Consider the following 18,566-nt stretch of genomic DNA (forward strand, 5'->3'; position numbering starts at 1 on the left):
GGGCGTAGCGTGGCGACATGGTCACGATTCCCACGGTCTCCCTGAACGACGGCACCGCCTTCCCGCAGCTCGGGCTGGGCACGTACAACCTCCGCGGTGAGGACGGCGTGGCCGCGATGGTCGCTGCCGTCGAGGGCGGCTACCGCCTGCTCGACACCGCTGTCAACTACGAGAACGAGCGCGAGGTCGGCGAGGCGGTCCGGCGCAGCGGCATCCGTGACGAACTCCTCGTGACCACCAAGGTGCCCGGCCGGGACCACGGCTACGACGAGACGATCGCCAGTGCCCGCGGTTCGCTCGAGCGCCTCGGCCTCGAGCGCATCGACCTGTACCTCATCCACTGGCCGAACCCCAGCGTCGGCAAGTGGGTCGACACGTTCAAGGCGATGGTGACGCTCCAGCAGGACGGCCTCGTCGGCAGTGTCGGCGTCTCGAACTTCACCGAGCCGATGCTCGCGCGCCTCGTCGACGAGACCGGCGTGACGCCCGCCGTCAACCAGGTCGAACTGCACCCGCACTTCCCGCAGGCGGCGCTCCGCGCGTTCCATGCCGCGCACGGCATCCGCACCGAGAGCTGGAGCCCGCTCGCCCACCGGTCGGAGCTGCTGAGCGAGGAGGTTGTGATCGAGACGGCCGCCGCGCACGGCGTGACCCCGACGCAGGTCGTCCTCCGCTGGCACGTGCAGCTCGGCTCGACGCCGATCCCGAAGTCCGCCGATCCCGCACGCCAGATCGAGAACGCCGACGTCTTCGGGTTCTCGCTGACGGATGCCGAGATCGCGGCGATCGCCGCACTCGAGCGCGGTCGCCTGTGGGACGGCGACCCCGACACCCACGAGGAGATGTAGGGGTCGCCGCCCGGCTCAGTCGCCCTTCACGTTCACCAGCTGGCGCAGCGTGTGCCGCACCTCGACGAGGTCGGCGGCATCCGCCATCACCCGGTCGATCGGCTTGTAGGCCTGCGGAATCTCGTCGATGAACGCGTCGGTGTCTCTGAACTCGATCCCGACCATCGCCTCCCGCAGCTGGTCGTGCGTGAATGTGCGCCGCGCCGCCGAGCGCGAGTACTCCCGTCCAGCGCCGTGCGGCGAGGAGTTCAGTGAGAGCGGGTTCCCGAGTCCGGTCACGACGTACGACGCCGTGCCCATCGACCCCGGGATGAGGCCGGGCCGACCTGCGTCGGCCTGGATCGCACCCTTCCTCGACACCCACACCTGCTTCCCGAAGTGCTTCTCGCTCTCGGTGAAGTTGTGGTGGCAGTTGATCCGCTCGTGCTCGATCACGTCCTCGCCCATCACTTCGGACAGCTGCCGCGACACCCGGTCCATCATCTCCTCACGGTTGAGAAGTGCGAAGTGCTGAGCCCAACGCAGCTGCCGGACGTAGTCCCGGAACTCCGTCGTCCCCTCGACGAGGTAGGCGAGATCGGGGTCGGGCAGGTCGATCCACCACTGCTTCGCCAGCCGCTGCGCGATCGTGATGTGGCGCATGGCGATCTTGTTACCGACGCCCCGAGACCCCGAGTGCAGGAACATCCACACCGCGTCGGTCTCGTCGACCGAGACCTCGATGAAGTGGTTCCCCGACCCGAGCGACCCGAGCTGGTTGCGCCAGTGCCCCGCGTACGATGCCGGGTCGAACTCGTGCTTCGCGGCGAGCTCCTCCAGCTCGGCGATCCGCGGCTCGGCTGTCGTGACGATCTTCCGGTTGTCGCGGCCCGCGGACAGCGGGACGGCCCGCTCGATCTGCTCCCGCAGCTTCGCGAGGTCGCGCTCAACGAGCTGCGCCTTCGTGAACTGGGTGCGGACGGCAATCATGCCGCAGCCGATGTCGACGCCGACCGCCGCCGGCATGATCGCGCCCAGGGTGGGGATGACCGATCCGACGGTCGCCCCCTTGCCGAGGTGCGCATCCGGCATGAGCGCGAGGTGCGGGTGGATGAACGGCATGCGCGACGAGGTGCGAGCCTGCTCGACGGTCTTCTCGTCGATGATGCTCGCCCACGACAGCAGCCGGTTCGAGAGCTTCTCCATGGTTCCTTTCCTTCGTGGAGTGGCCGAAGCATCCACGCGTGGAGAGGGCCACGCGAAAAAACGCCCCGGACCTTGACGGTGCGGGGCGTCTGACGGTGATGGCGTCAGGCGGCGCGCGCCGGAGGGTACGACTCGTAGCGGAACGGGTGGTTGCCCTTGTTCCGCTGGAGCAGATCACGCGAGTGCGCGGTCATGAGTCGTCCTCCGGGGGTTGCCACGCCGGTCGGCGCAGCCCTGCAACGTTAGCGGCCCGGGCGTGTCGCGTCAACGACACGCCCGGGATGCAGGTCACTCAGTGCGGGGCGTGGTACTCCGCCTCGCCCGACTTCCAGTAGCCCTTGGCGACGAACTCGTCCGTCGACAGTCCCCAGCGGTCGACGAGCAGTGCGCGCGCCGGCTTGACGATCGCCTGCTCGGCAGCGACGAACCCGAAGACCGAGCCATCCGGTCGGTCTGCCGCCGCGAGCGCGCCCAGCGCGGCCGCCAACGCGGTGCCTGGGAACGCGTCGCCGCGGTGCACCGGCGTGACCTCTACCCCTGACGGCGCAGTGATCGCGAGCTCGTGCTCGGCATCCGTCGTCTCGACCAGGATGCGGCCGACCGCGTCCTCGCCCATGAGCCCCACGAACCGGCGGATCGCGGGAACCGCGGTCTCGTCGCCGGCGAGGAACCACGCGTCTGGGCGCCCCTCGAGCACCATCGATCCGCGCGGACCGCCGACGGCAACCGGGGCGCCGATGGGGGCCGACGCCGCCCAGGGTGCTGCGACGCCCTCGTCACCGTGCACCGCGAACTCGACGTCGAGCCATCCTTCCGCGGCGTCCCACGCCAGCGGCGTGTACTCGCGGCTCGGTGCCGCGCGCACGGCCTCGAGGTCAGCGGCATCCGCGTCGGCGAAGAACAGCCGCATGTGGTCATCGCTCCCGGGGGAATCGAACCCGATCAGGTCTTCTCCGGTGAGTCGGACGCGCACGTAGGTCGGGGTCTCCCAGGTGCGTGCGGCCAGCGTCGCCCGGCGGAATCGCAGGTCGAGCGGGCGACGCTCCAGCCGGAAGGAGGGGGAGGATTTGACGGAGGTCATGAAGGTAAGGCTACCCTCAGTTTGTCGGCGCTCGTCCGGCATCCACCTTTCCGACAGACCGCCGGCGTGCTGATACACGCATGGGCATCTGAGCTGAGGAGCACTCGCATGCGCACATCCCGTCCCTTCGCCGCCGCCTCGGTCGGCCTCATCGTCGCCATCGCCCTCGCGGGCTGCGCGTCGACGACCGAGCCCGCCGCGAACGACGAAGTGGCCACCACGGTCACCGTCACCGACAACCACGGCGAGCAGACCGTGACCACCCCGCCGCAGCGCGTCGTCGCCACCGACAACCGCACGATCACGCTTCTCGACAGCTGGGGTATCGAGATCGTCGCCGCCCCGCTCGATATTTTCCCCGAGGGCCTGTCGTACAAGGAGGACGGCTCCGAGGTCATCAACCTCGGCAACCACAGCGAGCCCGACCTCGAGGCCGTCGTCGCCGGCGACCCCGACCTGATCGTCAACGGGCAGCGCTTCTCGAGCTACTACGCCGACTTCGAGACCCTGGTCCCGAATGCCACGATCGTCGAGCTCGACCCGCGTGACGGCGAGCCCTTCGACGAGGAGCTCAAGCGTCAGGTCACCGTGCTGGGCGAGATCTTCGACAAGCAGGACGAGGCCGCCGCGCTCGTCGCCGACTTCGAGGCGTCGATCGAGCGGGTCCTCGCGGCCTACGACGCGTCGGAGACCGTCATGGGCGCGATCACCTCGGGCGGCGAGATCAACTACGCCGCTCCGACGACCGGCCGCACGCTCGGCCCGGTGTACGACATCCTCGGGCTGACCCCGGCGCTCGAGTCCGAGGGCTCGACCGACCACCAGGGCGACGACATCTCGGTCGAGGCCGTGGCCTCGTCGAACCCCGACTGGCTGCTCGTCATGGACAGGGATGCCGCGGTGAGCGTCAACACCGACGAGGCATACACGCCCGCGAATGACCTCATCGGCTCGTCCGAGGCGCTGCAGAACGTGACGGCCGTTGCCGAGGGCAACGTGGTCTACATGCCCGCGGGCACGTACCTCAACGAGGGCATCGAGACGTACACGCAGTTCTTCAACGACTTCGCGGACGCGCTCGAGTCCTGATGTCCACCACGGTTCAGGCGCCCGTCGGGAGCCGTCGCTCTCGCGGGCGCCTGTTCACGTGGCCGTTGCTCGTCGGGCTCGCCGTCGTCGGCGGGCTCGTCACGCTGTCGCTCTTCGTCGGCGTCTACGACGTCTTCGGCGAGCCGGACGGTGCCGAGATGTTCGCGATCACGCGGATTCCCCGTACCGTCGGCCTCATCCTCGCTGGTGCGGCGATGGCGATGTGCGGCCTCGTCATGCAACTGCTCACGCAGAACCGGTTCGTCGAGCCAACGACCACCGGCACGACCGAGTGGGCAGGCCTCGGCCTGCTCCTCGTGATGCTGCTCTTCCCCGACGCGCCGCTCATGGTGCGGATGGTCGGTGCCGTCGCCGCCGCGTTCGTCGGCACCATGCTGTTCTTCCTCTTCCTCCGCCGCGTCATGCTGACGTCGTCGATCATCGTCCCGATCGTCGGCATGATGCTCGGCGCGATCATCGGCGCCGTGTCGACCTTCATCGCACTCTCCACGAACATGCTCCAGAGCATGGCGATCTGGTTCACCGGCTCGTTCACCTCGGTGCTGCGTGGTCAATACGAACCGCTCTGGATCGTCCTCATCGTCGTCGTGGCGGTCTTCATCGCCGCCGACCGCTTCACGATCGCGGGCCTCGGGCAGGACATCGCCACCAACGTCGGCGTGAACTACTCGAGGGTCGTGCTGATCGGGACGACCCTCATCGCGGTCGCAGCGGGCGTCGTCACCGTCGTCGTCGGCAATCTGCCGTTCCTCGGCCTCATCGTGCCGAACGTCGTCTCGATGATCCGCGGCGACGATCTGCGGTCGAACCTGCCGTGGGTCGCGCTCGGCGGCATCGCGCTCATCACCGCGTGCGACATCCTCGCCCGCGTCGTGAACATGCCCTTCGAGGTGCCCGTCTCACTGATCCTCGCGATGGTCGGGTCGGTCGTGTTCATCGCCCTGCTCCTTCGGCAGCGTCGCCGTGGTTGACGTTTCCGCGCGGCGGGATGCCGCGCCCCGCACCGCCCGCTCGGGGGCGTTCCCGACAGCGGATGCCGCCCGCCGGTACCGCCTGCTCATCGCGGTGTTCGCCGTCGCGGCGGTGCTCATCGCCGCCGGCATCCTGTGGTGGGACAACCCGGCTCCGGTGGGTACGTCGGGCTTCTGGCGGATCGTCGAGCTGCGGATCTCGAGCGTCGCCGTGATCGCGGTCGTGGCGATCTGTCAGGGCATCGCGACGATCACGTTCCAGACGGTCACCGCGAACCGCATCGTCACGCCGTCGCTCATGGGGTTCGAGTCGCTGTATACGGCGATCTCGACCGCGGCGATCTTCTTCTTCGGCGCAGCCGGTGCGATCGCGCTGCAGGGTGCCGGCCCCTACCTGCTGCAGATCGTCGTGATGCTCGTGTTCTCGGGGATCCTCTACGGCTGGCTGCTGTCGGGTCGCTACGCGAACGTCCAGATCATGCTGCTCGTCGGCATCATCCTCGGCGGCGCGCTCGCCGCATTTTCGACGTTCCTGCAGCGGCTGCTGACGCCCACCGAGTTCGATTTGCTCACCGCGCGCCTCATCGGCAGCGTCGCGAACGCCGACGTCACATATCTGCCGATCGCCGTCCCGCTGCTCGCGGTCGCGGTCGCCGCGCTGTGGATCGGCGGCGGTCGACTGAACCTGCTCGGGCTGGGCCGCCCGGTCGCGCTGAGCCTCGGGTCATCGCACCGACGCGATTCGATCCTCGCGCTGTTGATGGTGTCGATCCTCATGGCGGTCTCGACGTCGCTCATCGGCCCGATGACGTTCTTCGGCTTCCTCGTCGCGATGCTCACCTACCAACTGGCCGACACGTTCGACCACCGCAGGATGTTCGCCATGTCGGTGCTCGTCGGCTTCGTGGTGCTCGGTGGGGCGTACGTCGTGCTGAAGCACGTGTTCTACGCCGCCGGCTCGGTCGGCATCATCGTCGAGATCGTCGGCGGCACGGCCTTCCTCATCCACCTGCTCCGAAAGGGTCGCCTGTGATCTCGCTCACCGCCGTCGAGAAGCGGTACAGCACCGACGTCGCGATCGGTCCCGTGACGCTCGACCTGCCGTCGGGGGGCATGACCGCGCTCATCGGACCGAATGGCGCCGGCAAGTCAACGCTGCTCACAATGATCGGGCGACTCCTCCCCACCGACGGTGGCACGATCTCGGTCGGTGGGCACGACGTGGCCCACACGAAGTCACGCGAGCTCGCGAAAGTCGTCGCGATCCTGCGGCAGGAGAACCACTTCGTCACCCGACTCACCGTCCGCCAGCTCGTCGGGTTCGGACGCTATCCGCACTCGCGGGGCCGTCTCACCGCAGCCGACGAGTCGATCATCGACCGATCGATCGACTTCCTCGGCCTCGAAGGACTCGAGGGTCGCTACCTCGACGAGCTGTCAGGCGGGCAGCGCCAGCGCGCGTACGTCGCGATGGTGCTCGCGCAGGACACCGACTACGTGCTGCTCGACGAGCCGCTGAACAACCTCGACATCCAGCACGCCGTCCAGATGATGCGGCACCTGCACCGCGCGGCATCCGAGCTCGGTCGCACCATCGTCGTCGTCCTGCACGACATCAATTTCGCCGGGCACTACGCCGATCGGATCTGCGCCATGAAGGACGGTCGGGTCGTCGCGTTCGGCACCCCCGACGAGATCGTGCGTGCAGACGTCCTGTCGGACATCTTCGACACCCCGGTCGACGTCGTCGAGGGGCCGCGCGGGCCGCTCGCCGTCTACTACTGAGCGCCCGGCTCTCCGGCGAAGTACGCGATCATCCAGTCGATGCCGAAGCGGTCGGTGAACATGCCGAATGTGCCGCCCCACGGCGGGGTCTCGTAGGGCATGACGACCGTGCCACCGGCGGACAGCGCGTCCCAGTAGGACTGCAGCTGTGCCTCGTCGTCGCCGCTGATCGACACTGAGAAGCCGGCGGGTGCGGTGTACGGCATGCTCGCGGGGGAGTCCGACGCCATGAGCACCATGCCGTCGTCGGTCGTGAGCTGGGCGTGCATGATGAGGTGGCCTTCGCCCTCGGGCGCCATCTCGGGGATGCTGCCGAACTCGTCGAACACGAGCTCTCCGCCGAGCACCGACTGATAGAACGTCATGGCTTCGCGGGCGTTGTCGCGGAACGACAGGTACGGGTTGAGGCTGAGCGGCATCGCGGTGTCCCTTCCGGCTGCGACGCCCGGCGGCGCCGTCGCGCTCAGTGTCGCGGCGGCCTCCGACATCGCGCAAGCCCCGTCACGCGATGTTCACGCTTCAGAGCTGCGCGCCGTCGTCGTCCCGGTCGTAGATGCCCTCGTTTCGCCCGCGGCGCGACGAGTACGCGAGGACGACGCCGATCGAGATCGCGGCCGCGAGGACGAGTCCCAGCCACACGTTCTGCATGATGAGGCCGAACACGATGCCGCCCGCGACGATCCCGATCGCCGAGAGCACCCAGAACCCGCGTCCGTGCTGTCGCTGCGCCATGCCCCCACCCTACGGCGGGCGGCGGGTACGGTGGCCGCGTGAAGATCTCGCACCCGCTGCTCGCCGACCACGTCGTCCACGCCACCACCGAGCACCCCGGCCGCGACCGGCCGGTGCTGCTGTGGCATCACGGTTCGCCGCAGACCGGTGCCGTGCTACCGCCGGTCGCCGAGGCCGCGGCATCCGCTGGTCTGGACGTCGTATCGGTCGCGCGTCCCGCCTACGGTGGCGCGGCGCGCGAGCTCTACCGCGACGTGCGCAGTGTCGCGGTCGGCCTCGAGCGGGTGCTCGAGGCCTTCGAGCTGGACGATGTCGTGTCGGTCGGTGCTTCGGGCGGCGGTCCGCACGCGCTTGCCTGCGCGGCCGTCATGCCGGCGCGCATTCGGGGCGTCGTCACGCTCGCCGGTATCGCACCGTTCCGGCCGGGCGACGAGACATGGTTCGAGGGGATGGCCGACCCGTCGGGCCTCCGCACCGCCGCCGAAGGGTTCGAGGCGCGCACCGCGCACCTCGAGGTGGAGGAGTTCGACCCGTCGAGCTTCATCGCGGCCGACTACGCGGCGCTCGAGTCGTCATGGGCGTCGCTGGGTGCCGACGTCGCGGCATCCGAGGAATGGGGTTCCGACGGCCTCGTCGACGACGACGTCGCGTTCACCCGTCCGTGGGGCTTCGACATCGGCAACATCGAGACGCCGGTCGTCGTGGCGCACGGCGACCTCGACCGAGTCGTGCCGTTCTCGCACGGCGAGGCCCTCGCTGCGGGGCTGCGCAACGCGACGTTGCTGCGCGTCGACGGCGCTGGGCACATCTCGGTGCTCGAGCACCTCTCCGAGGCGCTTGCCGCGCTCCCGCGCTAGCGGTTCCGGTGGTCCTCGGGGTGCAGCCGGGGACCACGCCGCGGTTCATGGACGCCGCTCACGCCGATGAGGCGGATGACGCGCTGCCGGTGTCCGCGCCACGGTTCGAGCAGCTCGCGCATGCCGTCGTCATCGACCCGCTTGCCGGTGAGCGCGTAGCCGACCTCGTGCGCGACGTGATAGTCGCCGAAACTCACCGCGTCGGGGTCGCCGAACGCGCGGATGCGGGTCTCTGCACTCGTCCAGATGCCGACGCCGGGCAGGCTCGTAAACACCGCGTCGCGCTCGTCACCCGTCGTCGCTGCCGTGGCCGCACGCTCGATCGACGCGCGACGCCGCGCAGCGGCGACCACGGTGCGCGACTGCGGCGGTTCGAGCCCTGCACGATGCCACGCCCAGCTCGGGATCATCCGCCACTCCGCCGGCGTCGCGAACATCGGCCGCGGTGTCGGTCCCGGTGCGGGCTCGCCGTAATGCGAGACGATCCAGCGCCACGCGCCGAACGCTTGGAGGCCGGTGACCTTCTGCTCGAACACGCTGCTGGCGAGGGCGTCGAACACGAGATCGGTCGCTCCGATCCGCAGGCCGGGTCGCCGCCGATGCGCTTCGGCGATAAGCGGATGCCGCGACGCGTCGAACCCCGCCGGGTCGTCGCCGTCGCCGCACAGCCGCGGCAGCTGGTCGAGCGACCAGGCCGCGCCGGGGCCCCACGCCGCAGCCCGGACGGTCTGCAGCCCGACGCGGATCGCCGTCGTCGCGACGCCGTCGGGTGTGCGGGTGGCGCGCCAGATCGTGCCGTCGGTCGCGGTGGTCTGGGTGGGGTCGTGGCGGCCGCGCTGCTGGTAGCGGATCGCCGCGACGACGTCGACCGGGGTGCGAGGCCGGTACTCGGCCTCGAGCGGGCGCAGATGCTGCGGGGCCGGGTCGGCGCGTGCTGCGGGGGCGCCGCGGAGTGGCATCCGCTCGCCTGCTGCCGACCTCATGCCGCCACCATACGGCTCTCGTGCGACACCCGCTCCCCGGCGCCGCACGTCGGCGCTACCGCACGTCAGAAGCGGTCGGGCGACGGGGTGCCGTGGCCGTAGCGGATGACGACGTCGGCGTGACGGTCGAACCGATAGCCGATGCCGCGCACGGTGCGGACGATGTCCTCGTAGCGGCCGAGCTTCGAACGCAGGCGGCGAACGTGCACGTCGATGGTGCGCTCGCCGGGTGCCTCGTCGCCGTCGGCGTGGCTCCACAGCGACGACACGAGTTCGGTGCGCTCGATGGTGCGGCCCTCGCGCAGCACGAGGTACTGCAGCAGCTCGAACTCCTTGAAGGTGAGGGCGGCGGTCTCGCCGTCGATGTGCACGCGGCGACGCGAGATGTCGATCGTCACGCCACCGGGGACGTGCTCGTCGAGCGGCTCCTCGGGCTTGGTGCGGGCGACGGCGGCGGGCTCGTGCAGGGCGAGACGGACGACGTCGACGTCGCGGCCGCCGGCACCGGCAGGAGCGAGGGCGACGGTCGCGTGGGTCTCAGCGTGCGGTGCGAGCTCGGCGATGGTGCGACGGAGTGCATCGACGATGACCGAGAGGCTGACGCCGTCGGTGGCCGCCTTCACTTCGTCGAGGCCGACGTAGAGGGCGAAGCCGCGCGGCGAGGTGCCGGCGGGCAGACCGCCGGCGGGGGCGGTGACTGCGGGGGCGGGCGTCACGACGTCCTCGACGGCGCGGAGGTGACGGGGAGCGGCGGGGCGGGTGAGCAGAGCGGAGGTCGACATCGAAGAATCCTTTGACGGAGGAACCCGAGCGGGTTCAGAGGTATTGCGCGATGGCCACGATCGTTCGGGCCGGTGTGCGAGGCGACAGGCATCCGCGTTGTGGGCGGAAGGACCGGAGCCTCGGGGGTCTGCAGGCGTCGTGTTCAGAAACGACGGGAGACCCGGCGGGGATTACCGTGTCAGCGGCACATTCGGCAACACATGACAGCACGCTGCGGCATCATGATGCCGGCAGTTCCGTTCGCCTCCTGGGCGGACAGAGTGCGTGCGAAGTCAGTCATGTGGCCGATTATGACGAACCGCGTCGCCGTGTGTCAAACCGCGCAGTCCGGCGGGCTCGATCGTGACGGAATGTGACACTTTGCTCAGTCGGGCACGGCGCGGCCCCGGTGTCCTCGGACGGGCGTACCGTGAGGGTATGTCCGAGCTCCGTTTCGCAGATGAGAAGGATGCCGCGCGGTACACCCTGCACCGTGGCGACGACCTCGTCAGCGTCCTCGACTACAACGACGACGGCCGCACCGTCGCGATGACCCGCGCCTTCACGATCCCGACGTTCCGAGGACACGGCTACGCCGGTGAGCTCGTCGCGCGCGCCGTCGCCGATCTCGCGTCGCGCGGCGACCGCACCGTGATCCCGGTGTGCTGGTACGTCGCCGACTGGTTCGCGGCGCACCCAGAGCATGCGGGCATGCTGCACGAGCGTCGCGCGGGCTAGCTGTGATGTCCAGGCAGGTTGTTGAGTCTGATGATGGGTGGGGCTCCGATGGCGGAGTGGTGCCTGTGGTGATTGTAGAAGTGCAGCCAGCCGGGTAGCGCGGCTCGCCGTTCCGTGTCGGAAGAGTAGAAGCGGGCGTAGGCCCAGCCGTCGGCGAGGGTGCGGTGGAACCGTTCGATTTTGCCGTTGGTCTGGGGTCGGTAGGGGCGGGTTCGCTTGTGCCTGATGCCGAGCGAAGCGCATGCGTCGCGCCAGGCATGGGACTTGTATGCGGAGCCGTTGTCGGACAGAACGCGTTCGACGGTGACGCCGCGGTCCGCGAACCAGGCGACGGCTCGTTCGAGGACACCGATCGCGGTGATCGCCTTCTCGTCGGTGCAGATCTCGACGTAGGCGACACGGGAGTGGTCGTCGACCACGGTGTGCAGGAATGCGGTGCCGATGTTGGGTTCGTAGCGCGGGTGCCGCTTCCCGGTGCGCTCGGCTGTCGCGATCCGGTTGCGGTCGCCCTGCTGCTTGCCCACATATCGCCAGCCGCCGCCGTCGGGGATGTTGCCGAACTTGGTCACGTCGACGTGGATCAGGGACCCGGGATGGTCGTGTTCGTAGCGGCGGATCGGTTCCCCGGTGACCCGGTCGATGTGGCTGAGCCGGTTGATCCGGGCCCGCACCAGCACGGCATGCACGGTCGACGCCGGAATGCCGAGCTCGCCGCCGATCTGCACGGGCCCGAGTCTGCGCCGCCATCGAATCTTCACGATTCGCTTCACCGTCGCCGGCGGTGTCTTGGTCGGCATCGAGCGGGGCCGGCTGGAGCGATCGACCATCCCCGCCGGACCCTCCGACCTGAACCGAGCAGCCCACTTGCGGGCAGTGGGCGGTGAGGTCATGAACATCTTCGCGGCGACGGTGACCGGCCAGCGCTCCTCGACGATGAGTTTGGCTAGCCGCAACCGAGCACGAGGGGTGAGAGCAGCGTTAGCGTGGGACACGAAGGCCTCCTGTGATGCGTGAGCGGTTCCTAGACAGCTCCACTCTCGCAACGGGAGGCCTTCGCCCGTCAGCAAGATCACACGCGATTCACGCAACAACGTCCCTGGACATCACAGCTAGCCGCGTGGATCCGCTCGGTCAACCCCGGTCTGTGGCGCGCACGGCCGGTGGAGACTCGGCGTATGGACGAACGCGAGCACGCACCGCAGACCGACGATGAAAAGGAGCGCGCCGACGCTCCTGACCGCGGCAACCTCGTCGACGATCCGCCGACCGACCAGGACGAGGCATCCGATGCGTTCGTGGCGAGCGCCGAGATTCAGCAGGAACTCGACCCCGACGTGCTGACCGACGAGTCCTGAACCCCTGGTCAGCGTCGCACGCCGGGCGTAGCGTGGCGGCCATGTGCCGCAATATCGTGCCGCTCCACAACTTCGAGCCCGCCGCGACCGACGACGAGTGCCACGCCGCCGCCCTCCAGTTCGTGCGCAAGATCACCGGGACGACCAAGCCGTCCAAGGCGAATCAGGAGGTCTTCGACCGGGCGGTCGCCGAGATCGCGCACGCGACGCGGCACCTTCTCGACGACCTCGTGACGACCGCCCCGCCGAAGGATCGTGAGGTCGAAGCGGCGAAGCGGCAGCAACGTTCGGCCGACCGGTACGAGGCGCTGCGGCAATTCCAGGCCGAGAAGAAGGCCGCCCGCGCGGCATCCTGAACCGTCCCGGCCCGATGGGGAGGAGTAGCGTGGGACGGCCATGACAGCCCCAGAAACCGCCAGCATCCCCCTTTCCTCTGCGCAACGCTGGCGGGCGTTCTGGGTGTGCGTCTCGGTCGCGGCGTTCACGATCCTCGACCTCAGCAAGATCAACGTCGGCCTCCCCGCGATCGAAGGATCGCTCGGCGCATCGTCGACCCAGCTGCAGCTCGTGGTCTCGGGCTACATCCTCGCCTTCGGTCTGGCCCTCGTCCCCTTCGGCCGCCTCGGCGATCAGCGGTCGCGCAAGACGTTGTTCATCGTCGGGCTGAGCGTCTTCACCGTCGCGAGCGCGCTGTGTGCCAGCGCTCCGACGATCGAGGTGCTCCTGGCCGCCCGCCTGCTGCAGGGCCTCGCCGCCGGCATCCAGATGCCGCAGGTGATGGGCACGATCCAGCAGCTGTTCGTGGGCAAGGAGCGTGGCCGCGCGTTCGGGCTGTTCGGTGCGACGATCGGCATCGCGACGGCGTTCGGGCCGACGCTCGGCGGAATCATGGTCGCGGTCGGCGGCTGGCGCTGGATCTTCTGGTTCAACGTGCCGCTGTGCCTCGTCGTGCTCGCCGGCGTCATTCTGCTCCTGCCGCAGACCCGACGCGCGACGGCCGGCCGACTGCAGCTCGACCCCGTCGGTATCGTCCTGTTCGCCCTGACGATCCTCTCCCTCATGTGGCCGTTCCTGTTCACGACCGGCTCGCCCGAAGACGACCCGGCTCGGTGGTGGCTGCTCAGCGCGTTCGTCGTGTTCGCGGCGGCGTTCTTCTGGTGGGAACGGCGGTACGCGGCATCCGGTCGACAGCCGCTCATCCCGTTCGCACTGTTCCGCATCCCGTCGTTCCGCAACGGCACCCTCGTGAGCGTCGCGTACTTCACGGCGATCCCGCCGATGTTCCTGCTGACGACGCTGTTCCTGCAGACCGGCGTCGGTATCACGCCCGTCGGCGCGGGCATGGTGTCGATCGGATTCGCCGTCGCGAGCGCCGTCACGTCGTACTACGGCGGTGTGCTGGTGAACCGCTTCGGCCGACCGCTCGTCACCGTCGGGCTCGGCGTCGTGCTGGTGAGCGTCGCGGCGCTCGCCGTCGTCGCGTACACGATGCCGCCCGAGACCGTGTCGTTCGGCATGGCGGCGGTCCTGCTCGTCGCGGGTGCCGGTGGTGGGCTCGTGATCGCCCCGAACCAGACGCTCGCGCTGTCGAAGATCCCCGTGCGCGAAGGCGGACTCGCGGGCTCGGTCGGCCAGCTCGGCCAGCGCGTCGGGACCTCGGTCGGCACGGCGATCGGGCTGTCGCTGTTCTACGCCACGATCTTCCGGGAATCGGATGCCGACCTCTCGGCGCTCGCCGTCTACCACGACGCCTTCGCCTACGGCATGGCCGCGGTCGGCGTTTTCGTCGCCCTCGCCTTCCTGGTGTCGGTCGTCGACCTGATGTCCGGCCGCCGGAACGCCGACGACGTGCCGCAGGCCGCCAGCTAACGCCGCTGCCGCTTCAGGTGGCAGTTCTTGTCGCTTTGGATGCCGCGTTGCGGCGTGTGCTGCCACCTGAGCGCGGCGGTCTCGGCCGGCGGCGGCACGCCTCGCGGGCGATGTCGGAGGCCCGATCTACCGTGAGGGCATGCGCATCCTGCACACCTCCGACTGGCACATCGGGCGGACCTTCCACGGTCACAGCACGCTCGATGCGCTGCGTGGTGTGCTCGAGTCGCTGACCGCACAGGTGCGCGAGCACGAGGTCGACGTCGTCATCGTCGCCGGCGACATCTTCGACTCCGCGACGCCCGCGGCCCCCTGCTACACGCTGCTCTCCGACACGCTCGGCGCGCTCGCCGACACCGGCGCGACCGTCGTCGTGACCAGCGGCAACCACGACTCCGCCGCCCGCCTCGGCTTCCAAGCGGGGCTCCTGCGCAGCGGCATCCATGTGCTGACCGATCCCGATGGGGTGGGCACGCCGCTCACGCTCGCCGACGAGCACGGCCCCGTCCACGTCTACGGCATCCCGTTCCTCGAGCCGGCGCTCCTGCGCCACCGGAGCGATGGCTGGGCCGGTGCACGTTCGCAGGCTGCCGTCCTCGGGCAAGCGATGGACCTCATCCGCGCCGACCGGGGCGAGCGCGGCGGTCGCTCGGTCGCGATCGCGCACTGCTTCGCGGCCGGCGTCGCGCCGACGCCGCACCTCGAGCGCGACATCCAGCAGGGCGGCCTCGACATCGTGCCGCTGTCGACTTTCGACGGCGTCGACTACATGGCGCTCGGCCACATCCATGGCCGACAGCAGCTGTCCGACTCGGTCCGGTACGCCGGGGCCCCGCTGCACTACAGCTTCGGCGAGGGCGACAAGCCCCGCGGATCGTGGCTCGTCGACCTCGACGCCGACGGCCTCGCCGACGTCACCTGGCTCGGACTCCCGGTGCCGCGCGCACTCGTCACGCTCCGGGCGCCGTTGGAGCAGCTGTTGACGGATGCCGCGTTCGCCGCGCACGAAGACGCGTGGGTCTGCGCGGAGTACACCGATGACCTGCCCGAAGCCGATCCGCTGCGCCGTTTGCAGGCGCGGTTCCCGCACTGCGCGAAGGTCGTGCACGCCCCGGTGAACGCCGTCACCGACGAGCGCGTCAGCTACGTCTCGCGCGTGCGCGCCGCCAAGAGCGACCGTGACCTGGTCGAGGCGTTCCTCGTCCATGTGCGCGACGGCCACGGCGCGACCGACGACGAAGCCGAGGTGCTCCGCGACGTGCTCGATGAGCGCGTGCGGGTGGAGGCGCTCGCGTGAAGCTGCACCGTCTCGAGATGACCGGGTTCGGGCCGTTCCGCGAGACGCAGGTCATCGATTTCGACGCGTTCGATCGTGAGGGTGTGTTCCTCATCTCCGGCCGCACCGGCGCCGGCAAGTCGAGCATCCTCGACGGCGTGAGTTTCGCGCTGTACGGCTCGGTGCCTCGCTACGACGGCGGCGACAAGCGGCTCCGCAGCGACCACTGCTTCCTCGGCGACCCGACTGAGGTGCGACTCGAGTTCACCGTCGGCGGTACCCGCTGGCGGGTGACCCGGGCGCCCGAGTACGACCGGCCGGCGCAGCGCGGGGGCGGGCTCACCCCCGAGAAGGCGCGAGCCGAGGTCGAAGAGCTCGTCGCGGGCACGTGGGTCGGCCGTGCCGCGCGCCTGCGTGACGCGGGGGAGTTGCTGAGCGAGATCCTCGGGGTCAACGCGCAGCAGTTCCAGCAGGTCATCTTGCTCGCGCAGAACAAGTTCTCGCGCTTTCTCCTCGCGGGCAACAACGAGCGGCAGCACCTACTGCGAACCCTCTTCGGCACGCAGCGCTTCGAGAAGTACCGAGACGACCTCGAACAGCGCCGCCGCGCCGCGCAGGCCGAGCTCGACGAGGGCGGGACGACCGCGCGCACGCTGCTTGACGTCGCGGAACGTCACGTCGCAGCGAACGGGATCGGCTCGGACGACGATGCAGGCGAGACCGCCGACCTCGATACGCGCCGCGCGGCCGTCGCCGTCGCGGTGCAGCGCGCCGACTACCGGGTCGAGGCCCGCGGGCACGAGCGCGCCGCCGCCGACGCGGCGGCGACCGCGGCTGCCGCCGTGTACCGCGACCTCGTCGCTCGCGCCGAGCGGCTCACCGAGCTCGCGGCAGCCCGCGCCGAGCTTGACCGCCTCGACGCCGAGACCGCCGACGTCACGGCTGATCGTGCCCGCCTCGAGCTGGCGCGCGCCGCCGCCGTGCTGCAGCCGGTGATGGATGCCGCCGACCGCGCCACCGCCGCCGAGGCCGCCGCAACCATTGACCTCGAGGCCGCCCGTGCCGCGTGGCAGGCGGACGGCGACGACGACGACCTCGACCGCGTGATCGACGAGCTCACTGCCGCGATCTCCCGCGCCGATGCGGCCCTCGCCGTGGAGCGCGAGCTGCAGACGAGGACGGAATCGCATGCGCGTCGGATCATCGACCTCACCGACGCCGAGGCCGCACTCGGCGCGATCGAAACTGCCGCCGCGGCCCTGCCGGAGCGGCGCTCGGCGGTCGAGGCAGCGCTCGTCACGGCCCGCGCCGGCTCCGCGCGGCTCGCCGACGCGCAGGCCGCGCACGCGCGTGCGGTCGCGGCCGTCGCTGCCTCGGGCGAGGTCGAATCGCTGACCGCTGTCGCCGCCGAGGCGGATGCCACCCACCTCCGTGCTGCCGACGCCGATCAGGCCGCGGCCACCGCTCTCGCAGAGCTGCTGCGGCGCCGGCTCGACGGGTACGCGGGCGAACTCGCCGCCGCGCTCGTCGACGGTGAGGCGTGCGCGGTGTGCGGCTCGACGGCACACCCGGCGCCGGCAGTGCACACCGGCGAGCCGGTCACCGACGACGCCCTCGCGGACGCCGAAGTGGCTCGGGATGCCGCCGCGTCGGCCACCCGCACCGCCGCCGAGACGGCGCGCACCGCGCGCGAGCGTCTGGCCGCGGGGCTCGCGCGCTCCGGCGGGCGGACCATCGAGCAGGCGCGCGATGATCTCGCCGCGGCCGAAGCCGCCGTCGACACCGCCCTCGCGGCGCAGACCGACGCTCAGCGTCACACCGACGAACTTGCGCAGCTCGATGCCCTCGCCGCCGACGCCCGCAGCGAGGCCGCCGCGCTCCGCGACCGGATCGCCAGCCTGCGGGAAGCGCAGGCGGTGGATGCCGCCGCCATCGCCACCGCGCAAGCCGCCGTCGACGACGCGCGCGGCGAGCAGCCCACCGTGGCGGCGCGGCTCGCAGACGACACGGCGCGCCGGGACGTGGCCCGCGCGTTGCGCACCGCGCGACAGGCGCACGCGGAGCGAGCCAGCGCGGCCGCAGAAGCCGCGACGCTGCTCGGCGAGCGCCTCGCGGACAGCACCTTCGCCACCGTCGACGATGCTCGGGCCGCGGCGCTCGGTGCCTCGGAGCAGCACGCCATCGAGGCCCGGGTGACCGAGCACGCCGCCGCCCTCGCCGCCGCGAAAGGGCGCGCACTCGACCTCGAACTCCAGACCGCCGGCGACCGCATCGACCCCGAGGCGGTCACCACTGCAGCGGATGCCGCGGCCGCGGCCGAAGCCGCCCGGAGCGCGGCGATCGCCGCGCTCGCCGACGCGACGACCGCGGCGACGACGCTCCGCCACCATCTCGACCGTGTTGACGCTGCCCTCGCCGCGATGGCCGGTCGCGCAGCTGCCGCCGCAACCGTCGCCCGCCTCGCCGATACGGTCGCGGGGCGCGAGCCGAACACCCGGAAGATGGATCTCGAGACGTTCGTGCTCGCCGCCGAACTCGAAGAGATCGTCGCGGCGGCAAACGTCCGACTGGCAGAGATGTCGAGCGGTCGGTTCACCCTGCACCACAGCGATGCGCGGCAGGCCCGGGGCGCGGCATCCGGTCTCGGCATCGACGTGCTCGACGCGCACACCGGCAAGCTCCGCTCGCCGCAGTCGCTATCGGGCGGTGAGACGTTCCTCGCGTCGCTCGCGCTCGCACTCGGGCTCGCCGAGGTCGTCACCTCGCGCGCGGGCGGGATCCGACTCGACACCCTCTTCGTCGACGAGGGCTTCGGCTCGCTCGACCCCGAGACGCTCGAACTCGCGATGCGGACGCTCGACGAACTCCGTGCCGGTGGTCGCGTGGTCGGCGTCATCAGCCACGTCGAGGCGATGAAGGAGCAGATCCCCGCGCAGCTCGTCGTCGAGGCGTCGCCCGACGGGCCGAGTCGCATCCTGCAGGACGCGGCCGTCGCCAGCTGAGCGCGAGACGGC

19 protein-coding genes are annotated in these 18,566 nt (G+C 70.3%); 12 read left to right on the top strand and 7 right to left on the bottom strand.

Features of this window, described 5'->3' with window-relative positions; all coding sequences use genetic code 11:
• Positions 1–17 precede the first annotated feature (17 nt).
• The gene (locus QNI14_RS09385) at positions 18–848 is read left to right on the top strand and encodes an aldo/keto reductase (protein ID WP_283716334.1); all 831 of its coding nucleotides are present in this window, start codon (positions 18–20) and stop codon (positions 846–848) included.
• A 15-nt stretch (positions 849–863) separates the two neighbouring features.
• Here QNI14_RS09385 and QNI14_RS09390 read toward each other — a convergent pair whose 3' ends face one another.
• Entirely contained in the window at positions 864–2,033 is a 1,170-nt protein-coding gene (locus QNI14_RS09390; protein ID WP_283716335.1) for an RtcB family protein, read from the bottom strand.
• Positions 2,034–2,325: 292 nt separating this feature from the next.
• Positions 2,326–3,114: a siderophore-interacting protein gene (locus QNI14_RS09395; protein ID WP_283716336.1), complete on the bottom strand. Its 789-nt coding sequence runs from the start codon at positions 3,112–3,114 to the stop codon at positions 2,326–2,328.
• A 108-nt stretch (positions 3,115–3,222) separates the two neighbouring features.
• Here QNI14_RS09395 and QNI14_RS09400 point away from each other — a divergent pair, with 108 nt between their 5' ends.
• The 4 genes from QNI14_RS09400 to QNI14_RS09415 are packed head-to-tail and all read left to right on the top strand — an operon-like array spanning position 3,223 to position 6,980.
• Positions 3,223–4,203 carry a siderophore ABC transporter substrate-binding protein gene (locus QNI14_RS09400; RefSeq protein ID WP_283716337.1) on the top strand — a complete coding sequence of 327 codons (981 nt, stop codon included), beginning with the start codon at positions 3,223–3,225 and terminating at the stop codon, positions 4,201–4,203.
• Entirely contained in the window at positions 4,203–5,195 is a 993-nt protein-coding gene (locus QNI14_RS09405; RefSeq protein WP_283716338.1) for an ABC transporter permease, read from the top strand. The genes QNI14_RS09400 and QNI14_RS09405 overlap by 1 nt, the downstream gene beginning before the upstream one ends.
• The gene (locus QNI14_RS09410) at positions 5,188–6,228 is read left to right on the top strand and encodes an iron chelate uptake ABC transporter family permease subunit (RefSeq protein WP_283716339.1); all 1,041 of its coding nucleotides are present in this window, start codon (positions 5,188–5,190) and stop codon (positions 6,226–6,228) included. Before QNI14_RS09405 ends, QNI14_RS09410 begins: the two co-directional genes overlap by 8 nt.
• Positions 6,225–6,980, top strand: coding sequence for an iron ABC transporter ATP-binding protein (locus QNI14_RS09415; RefSeq protein ID WP_283716340.1), 756 nt, complete (start codon positions 6,225–6,227; stop codon positions 6,978–6,980). The genes QNI14_RS09410 and QNI14_RS09415 overlap by 4 nt, the downstream gene beginning before the upstream one ends.
• On the opposite strand, the gene QNI14_RS09420 is transcribed toward QNI14_RS09415, so the two are convergent.
• Both QNI14_RS09420 and QNI14_RS09425 read right to left on the bottom strand, forming a co-directional pair.
• The gene (locus tag QNI14_RS09420) at positions 6,974–7,468 is read right to left on the bottom strand and encodes a VOC family protein (protein WP_347177833.1); all 495 of its coding nucleotides are present in this window, start codon (positions 7,466–7,468) and stop codon (positions 6,974–6,976) included. The genes QNI14_RS09415 and QNI14_RS09420 overlap by 7 nt on opposite strands.
• A gap of 31 nt (positions 7,469–7,499) precedes the next feature.
• Positions 7,500–7,712, bottom strand: coding sequence for a hypothetical protein (locus QNI14_RS09425; protein WP_283716341.1), 213 nt, complete (start codon positions 7,710–7,712; stop codon positions 7,500–7,502).
• Between the two features lie 38 nt (positions 7,713–7,750).
• Here QNI14_RS09425 and QNI14_RS09430 point away from each other — a divergent pair, with 38 nt between their 5' ends.
• Positions 7,751–8,569: an alpha/beta fold hydrolase gene (locus QNI14_RS09430; RefSeq protein ID WP_283716342.1), complete on the top strand. Its 819-nt coding sequence runs from the start codon at positions 7,751–7,753 to the stop codon at positions 8,567–8,569.
• Here the strand turns inward: QNI14_RS09430 and QNI14_RS09435 are convergent.
• Both QNI14_RS09435 and QNI14_RS09440 read right to left on the bottom strand, forming a co-directional pair.
• Positions 8,566–9,552 (bottom strand): DNA-3-methyladenine glycosylase family protein, encoded by a 987-nt coding sequence (locus tag QNI14_RS09435; RefSeq protein WP_283716343.1) that lies wholly within the window; start codon positions 9,550–9,552, stop codon positions 8,566–8,568. The two genes, QNI14_RS09430 and QNI14_RS09435, sit on opposite strands and share 4 nt — an antisense overlap.
• A gap of 65 nt (positions 9,553–9,617) precedes the next feature.
• Complete coding sequence (locus QNI14_RS09440; protein WP_283716344.1) at positions 9,618–10,334, bottom strand: winged helix-turn-helix domain-containing protein; 717 nt, start codon at positions 10,332–10,334, stop codon at positions 9,618–9,620.
• Positions 10,335–10,752: 418 nt separating this feature from the next.
• Between QNI14_RS09440 and QNI14_RS09445 the strand changes: the two genes are divergently transcribed.
• Positions 10,753–11,052 (top strand): GNAT family N-acetyltransferase, encoded by a 300-nt coding sequence (locus QNI14_RS09445; RefSeq protein WP_283716345.1) that lies wholly within the window; start codon positions 10,753–10,755, stop codon positions 11,050–11,052.
• Here the strand turns inward: QNI14_RS09445 and QNI14_RS09450 are convergent.
• On the bottom strand, positions 11,049–12,044 hold the full coding sequence (locus QNI14_RS09450; protein ID WP_283716346.1) for an IS481 family transposase: 996 nt from the start codon (positions 12,042–12,044) through the stop codon (positions 11,049–11,051). The two genes, QNI14_RS09445 and QNI14_RS09450, sit on opposite strands and share 4 nt — an antisense overlap.
• Positions 12,045–12,227: 183 nt before the next feature.
• Here QNI14_RS09450 and QNI14_RS09455 point away from each other — a divergent pair, with 183 nt between their 5' ends.
• The 5 genes from QNI14_RS09455 to QNI14_RS09475 all read left to right on the top strand — a co-directional run bounded on the left by QNI14_RS09455 (position 12,228) and on the right by QNI14_RS09475 (position 18,554).
• Complete coding sequence (locus QNI14_RS09455) at positions 12,228–12,407, top strand: hypothetical protein (RefSeq protein WP_283716347.1); 180 nt, start codon at positions 12,228–12,230, stop codon at positions 12,405–12,407.
• Positions 12,408–12,448: 41 nt separating this feature from the next.
• Positions 12,449–12,763, top strand: coding sequence for a DUF2277 domain-containing protein (locus QNI14_RS09460; RefSeq protein ID WP_283716348.1), 315 nt, complete (start codon positions 12,449–12,451; stop codon positions 12,761–12,763).
• A 40-nt stretch (positions 12,764–12,803) separates the two neighbouring features.
• Positions 12,804–14,276, top strand: a complete 1,473-nt coding sequence (locus QNI14_RS09465; RefSeq protein WP_283716349.1) for an MFS transporter — start codon at positions 12,804–12,806, stop codon at positions 14,274–14,276.
• Positions 14,277–14,415: 139 nt separating this feature from the next.
• On the top strand, positions 14,416–15,573 hold the full coding sequence (locus tag QNI14_RS09470) for an exonuclease SbcCD subunit D (protein ID WP_283716350.1): 1,158 nt from the start codon (positions 14,416–14,418) through the stop codon (positions 15,571–15,573).
• Positions 15,570–18,554, top strand: a complete 2,985-nt coding sequence (locus QNI14_RS09475) for an AAA family ATPase (RefSeq protein WP_283716351.1) — start codon at positions 15,570–15,572, stop codon at positions 18,552–18,554. Before QNI14_RS09470 ends, QNI14_RS09475 begins: the two co-directional genes overlap by 4 nt.
• Positions 18,555–18,566: the final 12 nt, after the last annotated feature.

Source organism: Microbacterium dauci, assembly GCF_030065535.1.
In the GTDB taxonomy this organism is placed as follows: domain Bacteria; phylum Actinomycetota; class Actinomycetes; order Actinomycetales; family Microbacteriaceae; genus Microbacterium; species Microbacterium dauci.

Coding starts and splice junctions, on each gene's coding strand:
- QNI14_RS09385 (WP_283716334.1), top strand. CDS start 18: ATGGTCACGATTCCCACGGTCTCCCTGAACGACGGCACCGCCTTCCCG.
- QNI14_RS09390 (WP_283716335.1), bottom strand. CDS start 2,033: ATGGAGAAGCTCTCGAACCGGCTGCTGTCGTGGGCGAGCATCATCGAC.
- QNI14_RS09395 (WP_283716336.1), bottom strand. CDS start 3,114: ATGACCTCCGTCAAATCCTCCCCCTCCTTCCGGCTGGAGCGTCGCCCG.
- QNI14_RS09400 (WP_283716337.1), top strand. CDS start 3,223: ATGCGCACATCCCGTCCCTTCGCCGCCGCCTCGGTCGGCCTCATCGTC.
- QNI14_RS09405 (WP_283716338.1), top strand. CDS start 4,203: ATGTCCACCACGGTTCAGGCGCCCGTCGGGAGCCGTCGCTCTCGCGGG.
- QNI14_RS09420 (WP_347177833.1), bottom strand. CDS start 7,468: ATGTCGGAGGCCGCCGCGACACTGAGCGCGACGGCGCCGCCGGGCGTC.
- QNI14_RS09425 (WP_283716341.1), bottom strand. CDS start 7,712: ATGGCGCAGCGACAGCACGGACGCGGGTTCTGGGTGCTCTCGGCGATC.
- QNI14_RS09435 (WP_283716343.1), bottom strand. CDS start 9,552: ATGAGGTCGGCAGCAGGCGAGCGGATGCCACTCCGCGGCGCCCCCGCA.
- QNI14_RS09440 (WP_283716344.1), bottom strand. CDS start 10,334: ATGTCGACCTCCGCTCTGCTCACCCGCCCCGCCGCTCCCCGTCACCTC.
- QNI14_RS09445 (WP_283716345.1), top strand. CDS start 10,753: ATGTCCGAGCTCCGTTTCGCAGATGAGAAGGATGCCGCGCGGTACACC.
- QNI14_RS09455 (WP_283716347.1), top strand. CDS start 12,228: ATGGACGAACGCGAGCACGCACCGCAGACCGACGATGAAAAGGAGCGC.
- QNI14_RS09460 (WP_283716348.1), top strand. CDS start 12,449: ATGTGCCGCAATATCGTGCCGCTCCACAACTTCGAGCCCGCCGCGACC.
- QNI14_RS09465 (WP_283716349.1), top strand. CDS start 12,804: ATGACAGCCCCAGAAACCGCCAGCATCCCCCTTTCCTCTGCGCAACGC.
- QNI14_RS09470 (WP_283716350.1), top strand. CDS start 14,416: ATGCGCATCCTGCACACCTCCGACTGGCACATCGGGCGGACCTTCCAC.